Consider the following 24,229-nt stretch of genomic DNA (forward strand, 5'->3'; position numbering starts at 1 on the left):
TGGGATATGATGAATAGCCATAATGACAGTGCAGTGAAAATTGTAAATCTTAGTAAGGAGATAAAGGGCCATAAGATTTTAAAGGATATTCATTTAGAAGTTAGCAGGGGGAAAATTTGCGGAATCGTGGGTAGGAATGGATCAGGAAAAACCATGTTATTTAAAGTTATAGCCGGACTGATCAGACCCACCTCAGGCATGGTTGAAATATTTGGCGACCCAATTACTTCAGGGAAGTTCCCTAAAAACATAGGGTTGTTGTTAGATAAAAACGGCCTGCTTCCTCATTATTCAGGCCTTGAAAATTTGAAACTATTGGCTTCCATTAATCAGATAATTTCGTTGGAGGAAATCAAAAGGACTTTGGAAATCGTAGGGTTAGACCCTGAAGATAAAAGACCTACAAAATATTATTCTTTAGGGATGAAACAGCGACTCGGTATAGCTCAAGCGATTATGGAAAAACCAAGCCTTCTTATTTTAGATGAGCCAATGAATGGGCTGGATGAGGACGGTATAGCAGACATCAGAAATTTAATAAAAAATTTAAAAACGCAAAATGTAACGATTCTCTTATCAAGCCATAACTCAGAAGACATTAACCTTCTTTGTGATGAGGTTTATAAAATGGACAAGGGATGTTTGAGTGCTTTGAACAACCGCAAGTCCGAATTCGCGCCACATACGTAAAAAGGCAGCGCCGCCTTTGATGGATGCGTCCATCAAGGGCGGTGCTTTTCATATTTCATATGCCAAAACAAAAACGAAAATACAGCAACCGCAAAGATTTCTTTCTGCAACGGGGGAAGTGAGCCATGAGAGAGTTGAAAAAGGCTTGTGACGGTAAATCCATGATCAATGGTTCGAACGATTCGTTCCGTGTATCATCCTATCTTTCTATCATGGAAGTTTCCCCCTTTTATTTCAGGCGAAATACGCAATCTTCCTTTTATCTAATTTTTCCTGTTATGGAAATCTTGTTTTCTATCAGATAAGATAAACATAGTAGGTAGTTTTCTTGCGCTTTTTCAATCGGACAGGAGGAACGATTTATGCCGGATTTGACTATATCAATTTTAACCGCTGTGATCGGCTTTTTTCTCAGCTTCTTGGTAGATTTTTTTAAAAAATGGCGTTCGTCTGTGTATGTAGGTATATTCGCTGCTATATTCGGAATTGGATGGATCGTCTATGTGTTTTTGGAACAAGGGTTTCTAGAAGCGACGATTATTTTTTCTATACTGTTATTTAGCTTTTTTAGCTTTCCGGTGCCAGAAAGAAGCGGTGCCCAATCGCAAGAGATCATCGGTAAACTGAAAAAACAAGGATCAAGAGAAATTGTATTGTCTAAGAATAAAGAGCGTATCCTATTGGATTTCTTATTTGCGGGATTGTTTATGGGCATCGCTGTTCTTTATTTCCTTTTCGGTCCGAATTCCCCCATCACGCTCGTACTTTTGTACAGCTTCGTCTCTCTTGTGGCTGGGCTGACGAAAAGAATAAGACTGTTTCGCTCTCTTCGTTTTTTTTACGCAGAACAGGAAGAGGCGCTATATGCGATATCTTTTATCGAAACGAAAAAGTATCCATTAAAGGAGCTTTCAGAAGCAAGCGTTCAAACACGGCCGGATGTGTTGCAACTATTTCCGCTTTTTTCTTTGTTTTCTCCTCATACGGACTATACGACCAGCGTGGGGAAAACGTGGAAATTATCTTTTTCCGGCGAAAAAATCTATCTCACCCCTGATCCATCGGAATCGATGGATTTCGTCCTCAGAGAGGAAAGGAAGAAGCTAGAAGAGATCGAGGTAAAACCTTTTTATCATCAAAGTAATTGGAAGCGTCTTCTAGGAAAGGGGTATTTTGCGGCAACGGTGAAAGGAGTAGGAGCCTATGCGGCTCTCTTAACACTTTTCACTTTTATGGGTATCAGCCCGCTTGTGACGGCCATGGTTATTTTGCTATTTTGGATATTCAATCTGTGGATTTCTGATCGCGTATTAAAAATGGCTTTAGATATGAAGGAAATAAGCGATCCTCAGTTGCTTCCGATCATCGAGAAAGTCTTTTCACGTGCTGGACTTTCCCATGTCACTATTTATGTCACAGAATCGGTCGAATATAATGGGTTGGCGGCAGGCGCTAATATTGGCCGATCACTGGTGGCGCTGACTTCGGAAACGCTGAAGCTTCCCCTTGAAGCCATTGAAGGCATTTTGGCTCATGAGGCCATTCATGTCAAAAAGCGAGACGTCTTGACTGGACAGTTGTTGCGATTTGTTTTGATTGGATGGATTGTCATCGGTATTTTCTTTATACATGAAACCTATCCGAATTTGCTAAAAAACCATCAAATCCTCGTTTTTTTCGTCCTTTGGATTTTAATTTTTCTGCTTCCTGCTTTCCAGTCTCTGATTACGCAGTGGATGGAAGTACGGGCCGATCATTTAGGAGCAACGCTGTTGGATGGCGGGAATGTTCAAATGGCCAAAAGTTTGACCATCCTCTCTGAGCATCAAGATCAAGCATCGGAAAAAGCAATCGGATACCACGTCGTTCCTGAAGAAGAGCAAGAAGCGGAGGAAAAGGACGAAAGATTGTCTTCTTTGGAAAGGGATTCTTGGTTTTTTCGATTTTTGGAATTTCAGTTTATGTCTCATCCGCCCATGTATTGGCGTGTTCATTCGCTTCGAACAACAGAAACAGGATGGAACATAGGGAAAATAAAATTATGGTGGAACAGCCGCTTTCAGGAATCGCTGCCCAATTGGAAGAAAAATCTATAGACTTCCATTCTTCTTCCAAATCCTCCGATTGAAGGGTTTGAATCTTGATATGCATTCAATAGAAAAAATATTCCATTTTATGAGAGGGCAATCATGAAAACAGGAAATAGCTAGCTTACCATTTCTCTATAACATTTTCTGCTAGTCCTCATTGGCTAACGATCATATTAAATTTCATTGTATATCCGTATATGAGCTTCTCCCACCTAAACTCTGTTTAAAGGTGGGAGATTTCTCATTGGATATGTTAAATTCTGACCATCAGACCCCTTTGCTGATCATAAGGTATAAGATGAGAACAGGGAGCAATGTTGCGAGCGTTCCGAATATCATCCAGTGCCGTGACGCCTGGCGGTACGATTCTATGTTGAATTCGTTTTCGGCAGTTGGAGCGCTGAGATGTATCATTTTGCGTTGCAAAGGGAGCAGCACTCCGGCCCAAAGTATTCCTGTCAATGCAAATAATATCAAGGACAAGGTTAGCCAATTAAATCCTGAAACGAGATATCCCGCTTGAACAGCCATCCAAACTCCGGATATGATAATGAGCAACAGTCCCGGAATAGTGAAAACGAAATCAGCTAGCATGACATTTTTGGCAGTCCGATGAATGAAGTCACGGTGTCTCGTTTGATCTGCCCGCATTTTCCAGAAAGCCGTCACGATAATATTGCCTAAAAAAAGGACAACCCCGGCAATATGCATAAATAACAGAGATTTCATATGTTTTTCCTACCTTTCTGCCTTTGACTGAAGCCTTTCAGACATTAGTTCGGCAAAATCTTGATTAAAGAAATAGCCGTTTGAATCAATGACGCTGCGCATCCGCAAACCAAATGAGATAAGCGTAAATAATTCTGCTGTTTTGTCGGCATCAATGGACTGTGAGATAACGCCAGCCTCTTGCCCAGCAATGATCCATGATTTGGACATATGAATGGCTTGTTCATAATATTGCTGGAGTATTTTTTTTATATCAGGTTGATCGCTTTTGCCTAAAAGGTACATGAGCACTTGATTGCCGGGATCTTGCGGATTTTCCAGATCTGACAATCGGGATGTGATTTCATAGAGTGGTTCCTCAAATGAGGCCTTTTGCGAAGCCTGATGGAAGAAGCGCTCGTTTATTTTGTCGAGCCTTTCCTTCAACACCCAACTGAAAAGTTCGTCTTTGCTTTTTACATAATGGAAAATGGCTCCTTTAGATAACCCGGAACGCTCCATAATGTCATGGAGTGTTGTATTGGTGCATCCTTTTTCATAAATTAATTCTTTCACAGCATCCAATAGCAATCGCTTCGTTTGCTCTCGTTTTTGTTCACGCTTCAATTATGTGCCTCCTTTCGAGGGTATAGGAGTATTTATCATTAATTATAAATACCGACCGTCGGTTTGTAAATAAAAAATTTTATTGGCCAGATAAAATGATCGATTGTGAGATTCCGTGTTGGCATGATGATGATTCGATTGAAAAGAGATAGGCTCGAGCCTGTTTCCTTAAGTGCAGAATTTTGGAGAGGGATAACTGAAAGGGGGAATCTATTTCAGAAAAACGGGGATAGAACACGTATTAAAGAAATTCAACTTTTAGGAAGTTGGTGATTACGTGCGCATCATAGATCCAATATCTCAACTGTCGTCGATCTCCAGTAGCGTCAAAAACCCGGGGGATCGACGACAATTTTCTAACCGCCAGAATTCCTACAGCGATCAGAAAAAGAAGCTATTGCTCGAATTTTAAGATAAGTTTATAATAAAATTGTATCCATTTTCCAAATGTTGATTTAATCATGGATTGTGGGGGGTTTTTATCTTAACTATGAGGGATTGAAACCATTGTATTCTGAAAGACAACGGATTGATACAAGAAAGTTTTTATCTTAACTATGAGGGATTGAAACAATCCAATTTCGCTTTTCAAATTTCCTTCTACGAAGTTTTTATCTTAACTATGAGGGATTGAAACAAGATCAAGTAATTGGCACGATCAAAGAAAAATTCGTTTTTATCTTAACTATGAGGGATTGAAACCAAGACCGCACACATTGGTATCAAGGCGTTCATCTGTGTTTTTATCTTAACTATGAGGGATTGAAACTGGAATCACCAACTTTTGCCCAGGATAAATCAGGTTTGGTTTTTATCTTAACTATGAGGGATTGAAACGCCACTCCGATAAAATAAAGGTATCGAACGGTATCGTTTTTATCTTAACTATGAGGGATTGAAACTCGAGATGATGTCCGATTTCATGAGCAATCACTTGGAGTTTTTATCTTAACTATGAGGGATTGAAACAGGAGTAAATAAACTCCATCAACAATGGCGTTATTCGTTTTTATCTTAACTATAAGGGGTTAAAACAACTTTGCATTTTTCATGATCTCCACCGCGTTTCTGAAACCATCTCACCGCACGCGAAAACATAGACAGATAAGGGACTTCGCCAAGCCCACAGGCCCGTTGAAAACAGCGAAAACGTTGCAGGATGCGTACAAATTTTCTCAAGGAATTAATAGCAAAATAGGTTTTCAAAAAGAAACATTTCAACAACGATTTTTTTCGACACTGGCGATCTTCCTGTCACGTACGGTGTTTCTGGCAACGACAGAGAGTCAATATATCGAAATAAGGAGGCTAAAAGTGGATTGATTTCATAAGACCATGCATGTTCGCTGTTCCAATTGGAAATCATGATCGTGTCCACCCCTTGGAGAGTTATTTTTTGTCACTGTATATGATTTCCAAGGTGGTGGATTTTTTATGTGCATTTATGCCAACACGTTCATTAGTTAAGAAAGATAATGTTAAATGAATGATTAAAAAAATATTAAAAATAGATAAAAATATATTGAAAAAAATGTATATTATGATAAAACATTCATATTTAAGCACTTAACAATTTTTCAATATTTTAGGGGGAGATCATATGAAAAAATCATTAATTTCTGCTTCTTTAGCTTTAGGTCTATTAGCTTCATCGACATCTGCATTTGCTGCAACGTATGAATATTCAAGCAAAGGGAGAAACTTTGACAAATCTTGGACAGCATACAATAGTGGTACGAATTGGGTAATTGAATATGGTTTTAACACTGACTTTATAAATGAGGATTTTACCCATACAAAACATAGTACAACAAGTCATATCGCAAAAGTTAAGAAATGCTAACGGCACTTTCTCTGATCAGGACAGCGCTGGTAATTGGGCTGGTATAGAGGTTACACATAGTGGTTCAACCGTTTATTATTCAATAACTTATTAAATTAACAATGTCCATGGTACTAGTTGAATCCTATTGTTCAACTGGCTCAAGCATAGCAAGTGTATAAAATCCATAAACTATTTACTTATTTGTTGCTTTAAAATTTTCAATCATGTTTGCAAGGATCCGATCGAAATAAAAGAAATATAACACAAAAGAGGCGGCTTCAGATCATAATTAAATCGTGGAAAAAATAAAAAACTATGATATGAAGCCGCCGTAACTGTATATTTCAAAGATTGATTAACTATCTTGACATATTACTTAAATACACTGAGGAATTTCTTTCTGGAAACATTATTTTATATGAACACCCAGCACGAAAATGATGGAGTATAGTATATACATAGCCTTATATCTCAATCTATAAACAACAGAACACATTTTCATAGGTGATCTTGAGAGTTAATATTAGAGGTTCATGGTAAAGTAATTCTAAATATAGGTATTATTTTTGCTTCAAATGAAAATGTTCTATGGAAGAATTGTTTCTTATTTTCTTAAGTTTTTATCGATCATAAAGGAAATGAATTCAGGAAATTTTCTAAAATTACCAAATATACATATGAAAGTCTATGAAGAAAATATATTGAGTGACAATCATTAAAAGTGGCGGAGGGGTTTATTTGAAAGCCATTAAGTATATTATTAGTTTTTGTATCATATTTGTTGGCATGCTTATTATCGGAGAAAGCCATATCTTTTATTTAGATAATTTTTATACAAGATTTGACCATACTACTATGTATTTGCAGTCGGACACAACTGATGAAGAAATGGTTCAGGATATCCTTCGTTCAGCAGAGCGTCATAAAGTGGACGTCTTTACTTTCATCCGATCCCCCCGCAGTACCTTTCTGACGGAGTTTGATATTTATGGAACATCAGGTGTGGAAAGACATCTCAACGAACAGGTACAGCTATCAGAACGGGAATATATGAGCCTTTTTTTAGGAAGCCTCCGTTTTACCTTTCATCAGCTGGAAGACATACCGACAATGGAAAATGTACACGACTTTTACGTCATTGGACGTGACAAGCAGGTTTATGAATTTAAAATGGATTTGATTAATAAGTACGCAGGCAATCATCCTAAAGATGGCTATGTCAGCAAGGAATCAAGAAATACAATCATGTCGATTTGGCTGCTGATTACTAGTATTATTTTATTGCTTTCCTATTATGATGTAATTTTGCAAAAGAAAGAAAATCTGATTCGGATTTCGCTGGGAGAAAGAATCAGTAAGATTGTTTGGCGTAATATTGTATTAGATTCGTTCGTATTGATCTCGCTATTTGTCATCGTTGTCTATGTGCTATCCAAGTATACGTACGTATTTTTTAGGCTGGACATTTCTTTGATTTTCTTTTCACTTTTGCTTTTACTGAATGCATTTCTGTACGTCAATTTGTATTTTTTCAATGTGAAAGAAGTTTTTTCGAATGTCAAAGGCTCTAAAAAGCTTCTTTCTCTGAATTATGGCTTAAAGCTCGTAACAGCAGTGATTACAATTTTCGTTCTCTCAAGCAATATCATGTTAATTTCTGAATCATATCGTCTTTATAAGCAGAAATCTTTTTTTAAAGACTATGCGGATTATTATTACACTCGATTAGAGTATAAACCAGTTGAAAATAGTGATGGTGCTTTTGATGTTGGAGGAAATGAAAGTACGATGGTGCAAGTAACATTTTACAAGGAATTTTTTGGTAAATATAATGCCACTTTATTGGCGAGCACTTCGGGATTGTTCAACGGGCAAGGCATTTTAGCTAATAAAAATGCGCTTGATTATTTGTCAGGCGAAATTAAGGAGTTGCGGAATCAGCCTTTAACTAAGGAGATTTATGTGTTATTGCCTAAAAAATGGAAGGGAGATACGAGGATTATTGACGAAATAAATAGTGCAATCTTATTTTATATAGGCGATCAATTTACAGATGATTACGATCTCATTTATTACACTGGTAATAGAGAGATTATCTCTATTGATGAAAATTATACATATGGAAGTAAATTAGTGAAAGATCCGATTATTATTTATGATAATCGTGCGGCAGACGCACTTGAATTTCCGATAGAAAATCAATCCCCTATCACTTATGTACATGAGATAATGTATAAAATACCATCAGAGCAGGAATTTAATCGATTTGTTGAAGCGCATGATTTAAAGGGACAGATTGTGGCGAAAACGAACGTTTTTGAAAACTATAAAAATAAGTGGGTTATGGCCAAGAGAGTGTTGTATATGAATTCTATCTTTAGTTTGCTGGTATTGTTATTAGAATGGATCATCATTAGTTCTATTATTAAATTGGAGTATGAAGTGAATGCAATTGAGCTTTCGATCAAGAAGGTATTAGGGCACAGCATATTCGAAAAAAACAGAAAAATTGTGTTGATGACAGCAGTCACTACCTTACTAAGTATTATCTCAGCAGTGTGGGTAGCGTATGCACTCGGACTAAGCGATGTCTATTATTTAGTAGTCGGAGGGGTTGTTATCATTGTATTGGAGCTATTAGTGATTGTGTTTTATATATGTAAAATTGAGAATGCTAAAATTTCCAAAATATTAAAAGGAGGAAATATATGATTGAAATAAGGAATTTAACGAAAAAATTTGACGAAAAAATCGTATTTTCAAATTTTAATTTAAAGATTGAAGATGGCGAGTTTGTCATAATTTCTGGATCGAGCGGCTGTGGCAAAACGACTTTGCTTAACATGATTGGCGCTATAGAAAAAATCGACCATGGTGACATTATTGTTGACGGGATTGACATTAAAAATAAACGAAACCATTTGCATTATTTTAGAACGAAAATCGGTTTTTTGTTTCAAAATTTCGCGTTAGTTGATAATAAGACTGTTAAAGAAAATTTGAAGATGATTCGTAAAGATTGCCGGACGGATTTATCTATAGAAGAAGTTTTGAGGAAGGTTGGTCTAGAAGAGAAGATAAATAAAAAGGTATATACTTTATCCGGGGGAGAGCAGCAACGAGTAGCCTTGGCTCGATTGATGCTGAAGAAGTGTGATATTATATTGGCTGATGAACCAACAGGTTCTCTTGATAAGAAAAATGCCGAGGCTGTACTCGACATTTTAAATCAATTTAATGAGCAGGGCAAAACGATTATACTTGTGACACACGACGAAGAAATTAAAAAGCGAGGCAATAGGGTGGTAAATTTATGACGAAATTAACCGGAAAAAAAATCCTCCTACTGATTACATTAATATTTGTTATTTGGAATTTAAGCTGGTTTTTAATAACAACTATCAAGTATAATAACTTTGTAAAAGACATCCCCAAAAATGAATGGGGGTTACATTTTATTAAAAAAGAGGATGGTTATATCTATAGTGTTAAAAAACCAAATTATTTACGTTTCACAGGAAATTTAGTAGTTGCTAATAATGAAAAAGGAGAAACTTTAATTATATGGCCACTAATATTTGGTGGATATGAGTACGGTTTCAGACTACAGAAGGATGGGGTAGCATATGAAATCTACGTTGATGAAAATATGGAACCAATTAATAAGGACGATACGGTTGCTGCCCAAAAAGTTGAAGAATATAAAGTTGAATTAGAAGAATTATTTTCTAAAGCCAATGAAATGTGGGAGTTGAAAGAATAGTATACCAATCATTTCGTCAGGGTATATACAACGTATACCCATTACTCAAGATGGTAAGCTCCAAATAAACCCTATCTGTTTTCAGAAGGGGATTATTCGGAGCTTATTTTTCAGTATACAACTTTTTGGTTACTTAACAATGGCTCGAATTTTAAGATAAGTTTATAATAAAATTGTATCCATTTTCCAACTGCTGATTTTATCATGGTTTTTGGGTTTTTATCTTCACTATGTGGAATAAAAGCTTAAAATCAGCGAGTAAGATCTAACGCTTTTGTTGCTTTTGTGTTAGCTATATTGAAAGGGTTGCAAACAAGTACTTGAGAGGAAAACAGGCGGGAGCATGCGATGCAGGGGAATCAGATGAGGGACAAAGTGAGCTGGGGACGCCTTCCTTGCAAGGATGTCCCCGCTTTGTATTTTAGCTTTGCGTCTGCAATGGCCGTTTTGCTTCCAGCATGGTCCCGTATTTTTCATAATGGACATGCCATGAGAGTGCTTTTTCAAGGAGATGAGGTGTTTGGCCTCCGCGTTTAAGCGCTTCTTGGAAGTATTCACGCAAATGCGGACGGTAACTTGGATGTGCGCAGTTTTCAATAATTAGGGGTGCGCGTTCGATTGGCGCCAATCCGCGAAGATCAGCATAGCCATATTCTGTGATAAGAACATTCGCGTCGTGTTCGGTATGATCCACGTGTGATACGAATGGAACGATGCTTGAAATGGCTCCGTTTTTGGCAATGGATTTTGTTACGAAGATCGTTAGTCGGGCATTGCGAGCGAAATCGCCTGAACCGCCGATGCCGTTCATCATATTGGTGCCGCGGACGTGGGTCGAATTAATATTTCCGTATATGTCTGCTTCCAAGGCGGTATTAATGGAAATGAGTCCGAGACGGCGAATGATTTCTGGGTGGTTGGAAATTTCTTGGGGACGAAGGATCAACTTGTCTCGGTAAGCATCCATATTGGAATATACTTGTTTCATTTTGGCTTGTGATAGAGTAATGGAACAGCCGGAAGCAAACCGGACTTTTCCCGCATCGATCAGATCAAACATAGCGTCCTGAAGAACTTCTGAATAAACTTTCAAATTGGGAAATTCAGAATCTAACAAACCGTATAGAACCGCGTTGGCAATCGAACCAATGCCTGCAAAGGAGCTAAATGTTCATTCAGCCGGCCTGCGGCTACTTCTTTTCGAAGAAAACGGATGAAATGATTCGCCATCGCCGCTGTTTCTGCGTCTGGAGGAACGATGGTAGATGGTGAATCCGGTTGGTTGGTGAAAACGATTCCTACTTTAGCCTGTGGATGTATCAACAATCTTGATGGAATCCGGTGGTTCAGAACGAATGAACAAAGGCTCAGGCGGCTGTTTCATACTTAGAACCATTCTAAAAATTCAAGTCTGTTGCCAAACGGATCACTGACATAAAAACGATCGGCTCCTTCTAGCGGCTCCTCCTCCTTGATTTCAATTCCCTTGGCCATTAAGTGTTCGCGCAGTTTGGCGAGATTTTTGACATGAAAGGCAGGATGTGCTTTTACAGCTGGCTGAAAAGTTTCTTGCACCCCAATATGCAGCTGATGATTTCCGCATTGAAACCAGACTCCGCCGCGCTTTTGCAAGTTTTTTGGTTTGGGAATTTCCTGCATTCCTAAAAGCTCCCCGTAAAATTCACGCGCTTTTTCTTCACAGCCTTTTGGAGCGGCCACTTGAACATGGTCAATTTTCAAAAAAGTGAACCGCATGTTTCTCATCCCTTCCATGATCAGTTTCAAACTTATTATAATTAATAAAATATGAATATTCAAAAAAACATTTTCATCCAAATATACTTGACTGAATCCTTCATCGCTGATTGGCACATATACATTAGAACATCTAGTAAATTTCATTTGTTTGGAAATTTTTCCTTTATTTTTTCCGTAATAACCTGTATAGAGATCACAGCCTATTTGCGTGGATAGGTTGTAGATCTATAGAGGAAGATAAAAATGGCGCCGTCCGCGCTTTTGTCACGCAAATATGTAACAACGGCACGCTCACGAACTTGTCTCCAGCCATCAATGTTCTCAAAGAGGGTTGCATTTAGCGTAGAAGGGGGATGGATGTGCAAAAATACCTTATATTTTCCGTTGTCTTTATCGCTGTATTTACCATGCTGCAGCTGGTTTCAGGACTTTTTTTGACGCTATTATATACTCCTAAAATATCGTGGGAGAAAGCCGCTACACTGCCGTCTCACGTTGAACTGGTCGGTCCCAATCCGCTTTTCTCGATGGCGGTTAGTCTCATTTCATGCGGGATTGCTGCTTGGTGTACAAAATGGCTGGTCACAAGAATGGGACGGATGAAAAAGTGAATCTGGGGAGACAACCTTTGCTTAGAGAACATGACTGCTTACCGTCTTTTGCGTAAAGTGAAAGCGGTATTTTTTTATCAACATCATTGTAAAAAAACAGTGCTATTTTTGCGATTGACTGGTATCTTTAGCATAAGGGGATATCATTAGCGCATCATCAAGAATATTAGGCGCGATCTCCTTGCTTGTTGATTGTCGGCGAAGTGTTATGCCGCCCGTTTCGTTTGGCACATTCAATGAAAGGGGGGATCCAAATGAAGCGGATCACCATGCTTTTAACGGCCGCGTTGGCTTTTCTCTTTTCTGGATGCACAAGCAGCCATACCGACTATGAAGGGCAAATTCGCGACTTAAAGCAGCAAATTCAAAAACAAACGCAAACAATCGACGATCTGAAGCAACAAAATGAGGAATTAACCAAAAAAGCGGCTGCTTCTGATGATCGAGTGGAAGGAAATTTGTTGCAGATCGCGTTGGCAGTTGCTCAGGCGTTAAAAGAAAAGAATATGGAGCAGCTATCTTTATATGTGGATTCAGAGAAAGGGGTTCGATTCAGTCCGTATGGCCATGTGAACGTGAAGACAGATTTAGTTTTTACGCCAAAACAGCTGCCATCTTTAATGGAAAGTGGCCAAACGTACCAATTCGGTGAGTTTGACGGGTCGGGAGAGCCGATTAAAATGACCTTTGGCCAATATTTTGACCGCTTTGTATATGATGTTGATTTTGCCAATCCGCAGCTGATTGGCAACAATGTAATTGTCGGTAAAGGAAATACGCTGCAAAATATTCAAGAGGCATATCCGAACAGCGCCTTTGTCGAGTTTCATTTTACTGGATTTGATAAGCAATATGATGGAATGGACTGGCGCAGCTTGCGCTTAGTATTTGAACAGCGAAGCGGAGTATGGTGTTTAGTCGGAATCGTGCACGACCAATGGACCGCTTAACCTCACCATCGAGAAGTCTTCCGTCTTTCAACGGAGTGTGGGCGAGTAAGGTTCATTGTTTTTCGTTCTCTTCGTTTTATAGGCCTGTTCTCTTGAAAAGGGACGAATCCCGCTTTCAACTAGGGTGTTGTGGAAAGCGGGATTTTTGTTTGTGGGTGAATATGTTGTGGCGTCACGATAAGATACGCTTGGCTAGAAGGTTTGTCAAGAATCGCGCTTCCCAAACCTTTGCTGCGCCGCCAACAATGATTTTTTATAAAATTAAGATCCCGCTGTGCATAGTAAATGATTACTTTTTTACTTTCGAATCCGCAAGTTCATCATCATTGAATTCAGAGGCAATCATATTTCCTTTATATCCCCTAATCAGTATGCTAAGTTGTTTGGCCCATACTGTTCAAAATGATGTAAAAATCCTGATATTTTCACCATATTTTCACCTTTCTTTTTTACTATAAAGTCAGAAAACGGGAAATAACAGTAATAGAAGGGGAGTGATAGCATGAATATGACGGAATATGAATATGCGAGCCGCCCGGCGAAAAAAAGAAGCTTTTTTCCTTTTCTGGCTGCTTCGATTATTGGAGCGGTGATTGGAAGCGGCGTGACGCTCTATATGGCCCCGACACTCGGGATTCAGCAGCATGCAGACAAGAAAGAAACAACGTCGCAGCAAGAAGCGGTAAAATCCAGCGCTTTGCCGCTGGAGCCAACCGCAAGCACGTCGAATAGCAATATGGTGCAGGCAATTGAAAATGTAGCGGATGCGGTTGTCGGAGTCATCAACATTCAGCAGCAAGCGGATATTTTCTCGGGCGCTTCTGCAGAACAAGATACAGGAACAGGTTCTGGCGTTATTTTTAAAAAAGCTGGAGATGTCGCCTATATTGTGACCAATAATCATGTGGTTGAAGGAGCAAACAAAGTGGAAGTATCGCTTCCAAGCGGAGAAAGGGTGAAGGCGACAATTGTCGGGACAGATCCATTAAGCGATTTGGCGGTATTAAAAATTAATGGAAAGAACGTTAAGAAGGTCGCTAGTTTCGGTGATTCTTCGACGCTTCGTGTCGGAGAGCAGGTGGCGGCGATTGGGAACCCGCTTGGCTTGGATTTATCAAGAACGGTCACTGAAGGAATTGTCAGCGGAAAACGAACCATTTCTGTTTCGACATCAGAAGGGGAATGGGAGCTGAATGTTATCCAAACGGATGCGGCGATCAATCCGGGAAATAGCGGAGGAGCGCTTATTAACAGCGCGGGACAGGTAGTAGGCATTAATAGTTTAAAAATCGCGCAGGAAGGGATCGAAGGACTTGGATTTGCGCTTCCAAGCCAATATGTTCAACCGGTGATTGAACAATTAATGGAGTACGGAAAAGTGAAACGTCCGTATCTGGGCGTGAATTTGCGGGATTTGAGCGAGATACCAGCAGAAACTCGCTTTGAACAGTTAGGGCTTCCAGAAAATGAAACAAACGGAGTGGTGGTTACTGCGGTGTTGCCGTCCTCTCCTGCCGCTGAAGCGGGAATTCAGGCGAAGGATGTGATTGTGGCAATTAACGGAACAAAAGTCAATAATGTAAGTGAGTTGCGAAAATATTTATATACAAAAACGAAAGTTGGCGAAAAAATTCAATTGCAAATTTTACGCGATGGAAAAAGCAAAACGATTCTGCTTCAGCTAAAAGAGCGACAAGAACAGCAATAAGAGCGTTGAAACAAAAAAATGGTCAACTGCGACAGTTTAATATTCGCAATGGACATAAAAAAACCAACCCCTCTTCTGTTTCTCAAAACAGAGAGGGGTTTTTCATTAAGTTGAAAATTGAACAATCCTTTGACTTGCCTCCGACCGTAAAAAAATGGAATGACGCCTTTGAATAGACTATACATTCCCTCTTCTGGATGCATCGGTATAACTTGTATGGATGACACGATTTTTCCACCACAAAAGGATGAAACCTCCTCTTTTATTTTTGTTCATCCAAGCTCTATGGAAGGATGGAGGATATTGAAGATACATAGGAATGTCTCCCCATATTGAAAAAGCATTTTGTTCTTGATTTAAGAGCGATTCAGGCTATTTTTGAGTTATAGGGACATTATAAAAATGCGATAAAGAGAAAATATATTCAATCTTAAATAAATTTTTTCGAAATATTAAAAATATTGATTTATAAATAAATAACTTTATAAATAAATATTCTAATAAAAAAATTTTGCGTTTTCATTTTAAGTAATGATAATATTAGAATAACTAAAATATTCTTAAGATGGTCGAAAGGAGTGAACGATACTTATTGTCACGAAAATATAAAGCGCTTACATGATCATGTTTTCAAAAGGGGGAATGGATAAATGCAAACAACACATGGTTTGAAGCGCGAACTGAAAAGCAGGCATTTGTTCATGATCGCGCTCGGTGGAGTGATCGGAACAGGCTTGTTTTTAGGTTCGGGATATACGATTCATGAAGCAGGTCCGGGCGGAGCCATTGTGGCTTATTTATTTGGTGGATTTGTGATGTATTTAACGATGCTTTGTCTTGGGGAATTGGCCGTGTCTTTGCCTGATGCGGGCTCATATCAAACCTACGCCACAAAGTTTATATCTCCTTCTGCCGGTTATGTGATCGGCTGGCTTTCTTGGTTGAATTGGTCGGTAACGGTCGGTTTAGAACTTTTAACCGTCAGCATTTTAATGAAACGATGGTTTCCAGATGTCCCTTCTTGGATTTGGTGCGTCATTTTTGCTGTTGTTTTATTTTCCATTAATGCGTTATCATCAAGAAGCTTTGCCGAGGTCGAATTTTGGTTTTCCAGCATTAAAGTCCTTACCATTATTGCCTTCATTTTATTAGGTGGAGCCGCTATGTTCGGCCTGCTTGAAATGAAAGGCGGTCAGGCGGCTCCGCTGTTTTCCAACTTCACAGATCATGGCGGATTATTTCCAAACGGTCTTGCAGCGATTTTGGTCACGATGATTGGTGTTAACTTCTCTTTCCAAGGAACAGAGCTTGTGGGTGTTGCGGCTGGGGAAAGTGAAAACCCGGAAAAAACCGTGCCAAAGGCAATCAATAACACGGTTTGGCGAATTTTGCTTTTCTTTGTGTTGGCCATTTTTGTTTTAGCAGGGTTGTTCCCATGGGAAAAGGCAGGATTAGTGGAGAGCCCGTTTGTAGTTGTATTTGACAATATCGGAATCCCGTATGCTGCGGATATTGTCAATTTTGTCATTATTACGGCTGTTTTATCTGTAGCGAACTCGGGCCTTTATGCTACTTCGCGTGTGCTTTGGTCCATGTCTCGCCAAGGAATGGTAAGTCCGATTTTCAGTAAGCTCTCCAAAAATGGCGTCCCGATTAATGCGCTGATCGCAAGTATGTTAATTGGTTGCCTATCTTTGCTATGTGGTATTTTTGCTGAGGATACCGTTTATGTATGGTTGCTTTCAATTGCCGGATTTGGCGCTGTTACCGTATGGGCCTCTATCGCTCTATCAAATTATTTATCAAGAAGAGCATATTTAAAGCAGGGAGGCAATGTGGCTGATTTAAAATATCGGACACCGCTTTATCCGATTGTTCCTCTTTTGGCGTTTTCGTTAAATGTAGTCGTGATTATTAGCCTTGCTTTTATTCCGGATCAGCGGTTGGCGCTTTATTGCGGGATTCCATTTATGGTGGCATGCTATATTTACTATCATCTTGTCGCTAAACACCGCACAGCTAAGCTACAATCATCGGTTCAGGTGAATATGGAGAAAATGTGAAAAGTGAAATAGGGCTCCGGACATGGGCCCTATTTTTTGATACAATGACTTTGGACGAACAGATGAAAAAACACAAGGAAATTGAGGGACGTATGTTGCGCAATCAAGAACAGTTATGGAATGAAGCAGTGCAGTTTATTCGGTTGTGCTATCAGGAATTGGGAAAAAGCGAAGAAACAATCAGACAGCGTTTGCAGCAAATCCGCGATGAAATGGAGCAAACGGGCACTTATAGCCATACGTATGAAGAGCTGGAGCATGGTGCCAAAATGGCGTGGCGCAACAGCAATCGCTGCATCGGTCGCTTGTTTTGGCAGACGCTGCAGGTCATCGATGCTAGGCATGCCGAAACAGAAGAGGATGTGGCTGCCCATTTATTGCACCATATTGAGTTTGCGACAAACAATGGAAAGATCCGGCCGACGATTACCGTCTTTAAACCGGATGGGACCGTTCGTATTTGGAATCATCAATTAATCCGTTATGCCGGCTATGAGACAAAGGACGGAATCATTGGCGATTCTGCCTCGCTTACGTTGACAAAGGCGTGCCAACAGCTCGGTTGGGAAGGGGAACGCACCCATTTTGATATATTGCCGCTTGTTATTCAAGTTTCAGGAAAACAGCCGAAATGGTTCGAAATCCCAAAAGAGCTTGTGTTAGAAGTGCCGTTGGAGCATCCGAGCTTTTCATGGTTTCGGGATCTGCAGTTAAAATGGTATGCGGTGCCGATTATTTCTGATATGTGTCTGGAAATTGGCGGCATCCGTTACATGGCTGCGCCATTTAACGGATGGTATATGGAAACGGAAATCGGGGCGCGCAATTTAGCTGACGATTACCGTTACAATATGCTTCCAAAGATCGCTTCTTGCATGGGACTTGATATGAGTACAAATGCAACACTTTGGAAGGATAAAGCATTAATTGAATTAAACATGGCCGTGCTTTATTCTTATAAAAAAGCGGGTGTCAGTATGGTCGACCACCATACAGCCGCCCAGCAATTTAAATTGTTTGAGCAAAAAGAGCAGGAAGCGTGCCGCCATGTCACAGGGGATTGGACATGGCTGATTCCTCCTGTTTCACCAGCGACAACGCACATTTTTCATAAAAACTATGACAATACGGTCGTTGTGCCGAATTTCTTTTATCAAAGCCGCCCGTATGAATCATAAACGATGGATAAAGGAATATCCGCTGCCTGTCACTGCGCTGTTTATGGAGACAGGCGGTTATTTTCTTTTGATTGATAAAAACGAATAAATCGCCGAAAAATCTTCCTGAGCCCATCCATTTTGGCTGGCGAGGCCATAGATTTCTTTGGCGACATTCGTAAGCGGCAAAGAAATGTGATGCTCATAAGCGGCTTGGGCGATCAGCTGTAAATCCTTTTGCATATATGCAAGCGGGAATTCTGTTGCGAACTGGCGCTGAAGAATTTTTTCGCGTTTCCCGCTTAAAAAGGGGGCAGCGGTCGGACCGTTCAGAAGCGTGTTGACAACCGTTTCTGTCTCTAATCCAAGCGCTTCGCTAAGCGCAACAGCCTCCGCGAAAGCTGCCATTGAATGAGCGAGCATTAGATTCACGACAAGCTTCATGGCTGTTCCTTTGCCATTTTCTCCTTGATAATGGATCGCTTTCCCCATGACATTCAACCGGTTCCACTTTCTTAAGATCTTTCGGATCCCCGCCTACAAAAAAGACTAACTCTCCTTTTTCGGCCGGAATCACCGAGCCGGAGACAGGAGCATCTAAAAAGTGAATGCCTCGCTTTCTGGCCTCTTCTGCCATTTGGCGCGTAAAGGACGGATCCACCGTGCTGCAGTCCACCCACAGCTTTTCTGGCGATAAATGATGCAAAAAGCCGTTTTCCCCAAAAGCAGCGGCTTCAACCGCTTTTGGATGGGCAAGCATCGTAAAGAGTACATCGGCTTGTTCAGCGGCTTCTTTCGGCGAATTGGCCCACTTTGCTCCTGCTTCTAACAGCGGAGCGGCTTTTTCTTTTGTGCGGTTATGGACGATAAGCTCATACCCGCTTTCAAGTAAATTTCTTGCCATACGGCTTCCCATAAGTCCTAGACCAATGAATCCGATCATTGTTAATCCCCTTTCCTTTTTTGAACGCTTCCCACCTACACTTTGCCGAGAAGGGGGGTAGGTATTCCCGCCCATGGAAAAGGAGGGAGGCGTTTTCCCCTGTTTCATGGGATAATATTGGCTCTTTTTTTTCGTGATTTTACCACTTTTGTTTCGTGTGATTCAAGGGAAACGCCAGCGCTGAAGTGGAATGCGAAGTCAGAGTTGATAACAGGAGCAATCAATCGCTGTGATTTTGCAAAGAGGGAGAAATAGATAGCTAGGGGAGGGCTGCCTCCATTTTTGCGCACTGAAAAGCAGGCTCTTGCTGATTTCTGTCACATGGAGCAAGCAGATCCGCTACGAGGAAAATATTCAGCATGCGATAGTCCTAGAGAAATGCCCAATGCTTCATGAGACGAAATGGAATAAGTGAAGAATCAAATAGTCGTTGTTCGTTATATTTATAAAATAATAAGAGCGAATATATAATTTATATGTCTTAATATGTCGGTTTTTAAAAGTATACTATAATAAAAATTATCTTTCGTTTTGTAGAAAAGGAATGATATAATATTTATGAATTGACTGAAAATTCGGAGGGAACAAAGGTGTCACTATCAAGCTATATTATTCGCACTCTGATGGTTGTCATTCCTGGAGTGGTACTAATTGCTCTAGCGGTATGCTTAGGAAACGGGATCAGCGGTTCCGCTTTTGGATGGACCATAGCAGGGACGGCATTATTTGGCATTGTTCTAGGTATTTTGTCAGCTACTTTGAATTATCGTCGTTTTGTTGCACCGATTGCGATCATTAATGACTATTTAGAAAAAATGACGGAAGGCGATTTATCTGTGCGAGTTCCTGTGGAGAGTGTCAAAGAACTGAGGCCGATCGCTCTTTGCATGAACGAAATGGCCAAAACATGGGGTGAGGTCATGGCGCATATGAAGCGCCATTCAGATGAGATGACGTTATTTGCCGAGCAGCTTTCCCATAATACGGAGCAAACAACAAAAGCGACGGAACAAATTGCAACAACCATGGAAAACATCGTATCTCACTCAGACCAACAAGCCAAGATGACAAAAGAAACGTCTTATTCCATGAATGAAATTTCCAGTTCCTTACTGCAAGTCGCTGCGAATACAGAACAGGTGACCACGAATGCAGGTGAAATGTTGATGAAAGCGGCAGCAGGAAAACAATCGATTGAAAAAATGGAAGAGCAAATGCGTTTTATTCATGAGCATGTCCAATTGCTCGGTCAAATCATTAAAGGATTAGGAGAACGTTCTACTGAAATCGGCCAAATCACGCAAGTCATCACAGGGATTTCTTCACAAACCAACTTGCTCGCATTAAATGCGGCAATCGAGGCAGCGCGGGCGGGAGAGCAAGGGAAGGGATTTGCCGTTGTCGCTGATGAAGTGAGAAAGCTGGCGGAGCAATCGGCACAATCCGCCCAGCAAATTACAAAATTAATTGATGACATTCAACAAGAAACCGATAAAGCCATTGGGTCAATGGATGTTGTTGCCGATGAAGTTTCTCAAGGGCTTCATGTCGTTCAAACAGCCGGACTTTCTTTTGAACAAATCCGGCAATCTATTAACGGGGTCAATGAACAAATTGAAGGAGTTTCAGTCGTGATTCGCCAAATGACGCAAAGCGCCCAGAACGTTGCTTCAGCCATTGAACATATGGCAGAAATCGTGGAGCAATCGTCAGCGGGCTCTAGCCATATTTCAGCAGCGACCCAAGAACAGATGGCTTCTATGGAAGAAATCGCTTCTTCTGCTTCTGCGCTGAATGAAATGGCTGGAGAAATGCAGAATCTATTAGGGAAATTTCGGGTATAGGAAAACATAAGAAAAATGTTTACATAAATGAATAAATATGCTAAAATTTCTCTAAAAGTAAATAATGGATCTACTAGGGGAGTCCAATAGCTTGGACTGAGAGAAGAACGCGCGAAAGTTCTTTGACCCTTTGAACCTGATCTGGGTTATGCCAGCGTAGGGAAGTAGATAGTGGGAGTATGGATTGTTGCATATACTTTGCGCTATTTGTTGATTCCATCGGGTTCTCTTTTTGGAGAACCCGATTTTTGCTTTTTCCCCACCGTCTTTTTTTCGTACGTTTTGGTGTAGCCCTTAGATCGAATGAAACAAAAAGGAGGAAGGGTTGCATGCAAAACGTTTTATCTTCTATGCCGTTTTCAGCCAGTAAAAAAGTGTATGTAGAAGGATCGCGTCCTGATATTCGCGTTCCTATGCGTGAAATTACGCTAAGCCCAACCAAGACGGAAGCCGGAGAGTCTAAAAACGATCCGATCTGTGTATATGACACAAGCGGACCGTATACCGACACGGAATTTCAAGCAGATATTTACCGCGGGCTTCCTGAACTGCGCAAGCGTTGGATTTTAGAAAGAGACGATGTCGAGGAATATGAAGGACGGCCCGTGCGTCCAGAGGACAACGGTCTCTCGAAAGGAAAGGAATCGAACGTCTATCTTCCCTTTAAGCGGACGCCGCTACGCGCCAAAAATGGCAAGGCAGTCACACAAATGCATTATGCGAAACGCGGAATCGTTACTCCGGAGATGGAATTTGTCGCTATTCGGGAGCAGATGGATCCAGAGCTGGTCCGTCAAGAGATCGCGGCCGGGCGGGCGATTATCCCAGCCAATATCAACCATCCGGAAAGTGAACCAATGATTATTGGGAGACGTTTTCATGTCAAAATTAACGCTAATATCGGCAATTCAGCCGTCACTTCATCAATTGACGAGGAAGTGGAGAAAATGCTCTGGGCTGTCCGCTGGGGAGCAGATACGATTATGGATTTATCAACAGGAAAGCAGATTCATACGACGAGAGAGTTTATTATTCGCAATTCCCCTGTTCCGGTTGGGACGGTTCCGATCTATCAAGCGTTGGAAAAGGTGAATGGAATAGTTGAAGATTTATCGTGGGAAGTTTATCGCGATACACTGATTGAGCAGGCTGAACAAGGAGTTGACTATTTTACGATTCACGCTGGGGTATTGCTTCGTTATATACCTTTGACTATTGGAAGAACAACAGGAATTGTGTCGCGCGGTGGCTCGATTATGGCGCAATGGTGTTTGGCCCATCATCAGGAAAATTTCTTATACACTCATTTTGAGGAAATTTGCGAAATTTTAAAGTCCTATGATATCGCCATATCGTTAGGAGACGGTTTGCGGCCTGGATCGATTGCCGATGCCAATGATGAAGCGCAATTTGCAGAATTAGAGACGCTTGGCGAGCTCACTCAAATAGCATGGAAGCATGATGTCCAAGTGATGATTGAAGGGCCTGGGCATGTGCCGATGGATAAAATCAAAGAAAATGTCGACAGGCAGATGGAGATTTGCCATGGTGCGCCATTTTATACGCTTGGTCCGCTGACGACGGATATCGCCCCGGGATATGACCATATTACATCAGCGATCGGTGCGGCAATGATCGGCTGGTATGGAACCGCGATGCTTTGTTATGTGACGCCGAAAGAGCATTTAGGATTGCCGAATAAGGAGGATGTGCGCCAAGGAGTGATTGCTTATAAAATTGCGGCGCATGCTGCTGACTTAGCGAAAGGGCATCCAGGAGCGCAAATGCGGGATGATGCGCTGTCGAAAGCGCGCTTTGAGTTTCGTTGGAACGACCAATTCCATCTCTCGCTGGACCCGGAACGGGCTAGGGAATATCACGATGAGACACTCCCGGCGGAAGGGGCGAAGGTGGCTCATTTTTGTTCCATGTGCGTCCCCAAATTTTGTTCGATGAAAATTTCCCATGATTTGCAAAAAAGCATAAAAGAGGACGGGATGAAGCAAAAAGCGAAGGAGTTTGTTGAAACCGGTTCGAGACTTTATCAATGATCAAGCTCAATAGGGACATGGATTTGTCTTGCTGACGGATCACGCGGTGCGTATGAAGAGGAGCATCTGGTTCATTCACAGAAAAGCCTTTCCCGGCCAATATGGCGGGAAAGGCTAAAAAGTAATCAGTCTTTGCTTGCTTGCTTTTCTGCGAGCACAGATTTGACCGCCTGCTCAATTTCAAAGTAGCTGGTGCAACGACAAACATTGGATTCAAGCCACTTTTCAATGATTGGTTCCGAGGCGTTCGGCGTGCTTTCAACAAGAGCATGGGCGTTCATAATAAACCCGGGCGTGCAATATCCGCATTGAAAGGCGAAATGCTCGACAAATGCTCGTTGGATGGGGGCATCGCGCAATCCCTCAATGGTTGTAACGGATTTTCCAATGGCTTCAATGGCTAGTATCATACACGATTTAATCGGCGTTTTATCCATCAATACGGTGCATGCACCGCAATCGCCGTTTAAACAACCCGGCTTGGCGCCTGTCAAACCAAGGTGATTGCGAAGAACAAAAAGAAGCGTATCCGCTTGTCTGGCTATCACGGAGTATTTCTCTCCATTGACAGTAAGCGGTATTTCACATTTGGATGATGAACTCATCTTTCGGCCTCCTCCAGTTCAGTAAGAATGTCCCAAAGCGTATTTTTTAACACAAATAAACGATATTCCGCTGAACCTTCGATATCATCCAAAATCGGTTCGGGCAATTGCTGTAACGCATAGTCGATTCGTGCGTCGATCGGAAGATGGCGGGCATTTAACATCTCTTCTACTTTTGGCGAACGAAATGGAAATGGACAGACGCCGCTAAAAGCAGTGCGGAGTTCATTTCCTTTTTTTAAAGCGGAAACGGTGACGAGCGGGTAGCCAACCTTGCCCTGTTTTCGGCGTTTCATATGGACATGGGGCATCGTTAAATATGCCGCATTCATTTTGACTTGCACAAGAAACTCCCCAGGCTGCAGTTGGATGCTTTGCTGGAAGACTTCATGAATCGGTCTTTGCTGAACCCCCGATTTTCCAGCAATCACAATATCACTGTCTACAAGTAAAAGAGGCAGTACGGTTTCACGGTAAAAAATTTGGCCGCAAATGTTGCCTCCAAGCGTAATCTGATTGCGCGCCGTGCGATCTGCAATTTCACTTGCCGCCTTGGCTAATAGCGGAAATGCGTTTGTTTCCTCAATAGCGGTAAGAGTAAGAGCGGTGCCGAGTACTAATTGATTTTGTGAAATGTCAAATGACTGGCATTCTGGAATGTGCTTGATATCAATAACGGCATCTGCAAATACAAGATTTAGGCGCGAGAGGGTAATGATTTCTGTTCCTCCGCTATAATAGATGGGCGTTTTTCCTTGACGCTGAAGCGATGCAAATAACTGAACGGCCTCTTCGATTGATGATGGACGATGGTATGTGAAATCAAATGAAACCAT

The 24,229-nt window shown here is 41.1% G+C and carries 20 protein-coding genes, 3 pseudogenes, 1 CRISPR repeat array and 1 riboswitch; of the genes and pseudogenes, 14 read left to right on the forward strand and 9 right to left on the reverse strand.

The genetic code is table 11. The annotated features are described in order from the left end of the window. Nucleotides 1-9 precede the first annotated feature (9 nt). Both GGQ95_RS10260 and GGQ95_RS10265 read left to right on the forward strand, forming a co-directional pair. Nucleotides 10-690, forward strand: coding sequence for an ATP-binding cassette domain-containing protein (locus GGQ95_RS10260; RefSeq protein WP_080859880.1), 681 nt, complete (start codon nucleotides 10-12; stop codon nucleotides 688-690). A gap of 362 nt (nucleotides 691-1,052) precedes the next feature. Next, entirely contained in the window at nucleotides 1,053-2,786 is a 1,734-nt protein-coding gene (locus GGQ95_RS10265) for a M56 family metallopeptidase (RefSeq protein ID WP_183186715.1), read from the forward strand. Nucleotides 2,787-3,047: 261 nt separating this feature from the next. Here GGQ95_RS10265 and GGQ95_RS10270 read toward each other — a convergent pair whose 3' ends face one another. From GGQ95_RS10270 to GGQ95_RS18845, 3 genes and pseudogenes are all read right to left on the reverse strand, one after another. Next, the gene (locus tag GGQ95_RS10270; protein WP_080859884.1) at nucleotides 3,048-3,509 is read right to left on the reverse strand and encodes a DUF2269 family protein; all 462 of its coding nucleotides are present in this window, start codon (nucleotides 3,507-3,509) and stop codon (nucleotides 3,048-3,050) included. A gap of 9 nt (nucleotides 3,510-3,518) precedes the next feature. After that, on the reverse strand, nucleotides 3,519-4,115 hold the full coding sequence (locus GGQ95_RS10275) for a TetR/AcrR family transcriptional regulator (RefSeq protein ID WP_080859886.1): 597 nt from the start codon (nucleotides 4,113-4,115) through the stop codon (nucleotides 3,519-3,521). Nucleotides 4,116-4,590: 475 nt separating this feature from the next. Further along, a CRISPR array of direct repeats spans nucleotides 4,591-5,150; the repeat unit is 30 nt; unit sequence GTTTTTATCTTAACTATGAGGGATTGAAAC. A 24-nt stretch (nucleotides 5,151-5,174) separates the two neighbouring features. Further along, nucleotides 5,175-5,481: pseudogene (locus GGQ95_RS18845) on the reverse strand (transposase); the annotation flags it as partial. Between the two features lie 234 nt (nucleotides 5,482-5,715). Here GGQ95_RS18845 and GGQ95_RS10285 point away from each other — a divergent pair. From GGQ95_RS10285 to GGQ95_RS10300, 5 genes are all read left to right on the forward strand, one after another. Then, on the forward strand, nucleotides 5,716-5,958 hold the full coding sequence (locus GGQ95_RS10285; RefSeq protein WP_183186716.1) for a mediterrocin family bacteriocin: 243 nt from the start codon (nucleotides 5,716-5,718) through the stop codon (nucleotides 5,956-5,958). Next, entirely contained in the window at nucleotides 5,894-6,052 is a 159-nt protein-coding gene (locus GGQ95_RS18965) for a mediterrocin family bacteriocin (RefSeq protein WP_458294272.1), read from the forward strand. The genes GGQ95_RS10285 and GGQ95_RS18965 overlap by 65 nt, the downstream gene beginning before the upstream one ends. Nucleotides 6,053-6,678: 626 nt before the next feature. Then, on the forward strand, nucleotides 6,679-8,652 hold the full coding sequence (locus tag GGQ95_RS10290; RefSeq protein ID WP_183186717.1) for a bacteriocin-associated integral membrane family protein: 1,974 nt from the start codon (nucleotides 6,679-6,681) through the stop codon (nucleotides 8,650-8,652). After that, on the forward strand, nucleotides 8,649-9,257 hold the full coding sequence (locus tag GGQ95_RS10295; RefSeq protein WP_044743899.1) for an ATP-binding cassette domain-containing protein: 609 nt from the start codon (nucleotides 8,649-8,651) through the stop codon (nucleotides 9,255-9,257). The genes GGQ95_RS10290 and GGQ95_RS10295 overlap by 4 nt, the downstream gene beginning before the upstream one ends. Further along, entirely contained in the window at nucleotides 9,254-9,703 is a 450-nt protein-coding gene (locus GGQ95_RS10300; RefSeq protein ID WP_044743898.1) for a hypothetical protein, read from the forward strand. The genes GGQ95_RS10295 and GGQ95_RS10300 overlap by 4 nt, the downstream gene beginning before the upstream one ends. A gap of 421 nt (nucleotides 9,704-10,124) precedes the next feature. Here the strand turns inward: GGQ95_RS10300 and GGQ95_RS10305 are convergent. Then, nucleotides 10,125-11,002 (reverse strand): annotated as a pseudogene (locus tag GGQ95_RS10305) (acetyl-CoA hydrolase/transferase C-terminal domain-containing protein); the annotation flags it as partial. Nucleotides 11,003-11,089: 87 nt separating this feature from the next. Beyond that, nucleotides 11,090-11,458 carry a VOC family protein gene (locus GGQ95_RS10310; protein WP_183186718.1) on the reverse strand — a complete coding sequence of 123 codons (369 nt, stop codon included), beginning with the start codon at nucleotides 11,456-11,458 and terminating at the stop codon, nucleotides 11,090-11,092. 362 nt (nucleotides 11,459-11,820) lie between these two features. Between GGQ95_RS10310 and GGQ95_RS10315 the strand changes: the two genes are divergently transcribed. The 5 genes and pseudogenes from GGQ95_RS10315 to GGQ95_RS10335 all read left to right on the forward strand — a co-directional run bounded on the left by GGQ95_RS10315 (nucleotide 11,821) and on the right by GGQ95_RS10335 (nucleotide 17,971). Further along, entirely contained in the window at nucleotides 11,821-12,072 is a 252-nt protein-coding gene (locus GGQ95_RS10315; RefSeq protein ID WP_183186719.1) for a hypothetical protein, read from the forward strand. A 254-nt stretch (nucleotides 12,073-12,326) separates the two neighbouring features. Then, nucleotides 12,327-13,022, forward strand: coding sequence for a hypothetical protein (locus tag GGQ95_RS10320; RefSeq protein WP_183186720.1), 696 nt, complete (start codon nucleotides 12,327-12,329; stop codon nucleotides 13,020-13,022). 502 nt (nucleotides 13,023-13,524) lie between these two features. After that, complete coding sequence (locus GGQ95_RS10325; RefSeq protein ID WP_183186721.1) at nucleotides 13,525-14,730, forward strand: S1C family serine protease; 1,206 nt, start codon at nucleotides 13,525-13,527, stop codon at nucleotides 14,728-14,730. A gap of 650 nt (nucleotides 14,731-15,380) precedes the next feature. Further along, nucleotides 15,381-16,713 (forward strand): annotated as a pseudogene (locus GGQ95_RS10330) (amino acid permease); the annotation flags it as partial. A 142-nt stretch (nucleotides 16,714-16,855) separates the two neighbouring features. Beyond that, the gene (locus GGQ95_RS10335; protein ID WP_275900556.1) at nucleotides 16,856-17,971 is read left to right on the forward strand and encodes a nitric oxide synthase oxygenase; all 1,116 of its coding nucleotides are present in this window, start codon (nucleotides 16,856-16,858) and stop codon (nucleotides 17,969-17,971) included. A gap of 57 nt (nucleotides 17,972-18,028) precedes the next feature. Here the strand turns inward: GGQ95_RS10335 and GGQ95_RS18320 are convergent, their stop codons facing one another. Both GGQ95_RS18320 and GGQ95_RS10340 read right to left on the reverse strand, forming a co-directional pair. Beyond that, nucleotides 18,029-18,373 (reverse strand): NAD-binding protein, encoded by a 345-nt coding sequence (locus tag GGQ95_RS18320; RefSeq protein ID WP_244963691.1) that lies wholly within the window; start codon nucleotides 18,371-18,373, stop codon nucleotides 18,029-18,031. Next, nucleotides 18,327-18,893, reverse strand: coding sequence for an NAD(P)-dependent oxidoreductase (locus GGQ95_RS10340; protein ID WP_244963675.1), 567 nt, complete (start codon nucleotides 18,891-18,893; stop codon nucleotides 18,327-18,329). Before GGQ95_RS10340 ends, GGQ95_RS18320 begins: the two co-directional genes overlap by 47 nt. Before the next feature lie 590 nt (nucleotides 18,894-19,483). On the opposite strand from GGQ95_RS10340, the gene GGQ95_RS10345 reads away from it, so the two are divergent. Together GGQ95_RS10345 and thiC are read left to right on the forward strand one after the other, a co-directional pair. Next, nucleotides 19,484-20,737, forward strand: a complete 1,254-nt coding sequence (locus GGQ95_RS10345; RefSeq protein ID WP_080859724.1) for a methyl-accepting chemotaxis protein — start codon at nucleotides 19,484-19,486, stop codon at nucleotides 20,735-20,737. A gap of 65 nt (nucleotides 20,738-20,802) precedes the next feature. Further along, a riboswitch (TPP riboswitch) is annotated at nucleotides 20,803-20,917 on the forward strand. Between the two features lie 149 nt (nucleotides 20,918-21,066). Then, the gene (gene thiC / locus GGQ95_RS10350; protein ID WP_183186723.1) at nucleotides 21,067-22,788 is read left to right on the forward strand and encodes a phosphomethylpyrimidine synthase ThiC; all 1,722 of its coding nucleotides are present in this window, start codon (nucleotides 21,067-21,069) and stop codon (nucleotides 22,786-22,788) included. A 125-nt stretch (nucleotides 22,789-22,913) separates the two neighbouring features. Here the strand turns inward: thiC and GGQ95_RS10355 are convergent, their stop codons facing one another. Together GGQ95_RS10355 and GGQ95_RS10360 are read right to left on the reverse strand one after the other, a co-directional pair. Next, entirely contained in the window at nucleotides 22,914-23,393 is a 480-nt protein-coding gene (locus GGQ95_RS10355) for a (2Fe-2S)-binding protein (RefSeq protein ID WP_044743889.1), read from the reverse strand. After that, nucleotides 23,390-24,229, reverse strand: a complete 840-nt coding sequence (locus tag GGQ95_RS10360) for an FAD binding domain-containing protein (protein WP_044743888.1) — start codon at nucleotides 24,227-24,229, stop codon at nucleotides 23,390-23,392. Before GGQ95_RS10360 ends, GGQ95_RS10355 begins: the two co-directional genes overlap by 4 nt.

It is taken from the genome of Anoxybacteroides rupiense (assembly GCF_014196195.1).
In the GTDB taxonomy this organism is placed as follows: Bacteria; Bacillota; Bacilli; order Bacillales; family Anoxybacillaceae; genus Anoxybacteroides; species Anoxybacteroides rupiense.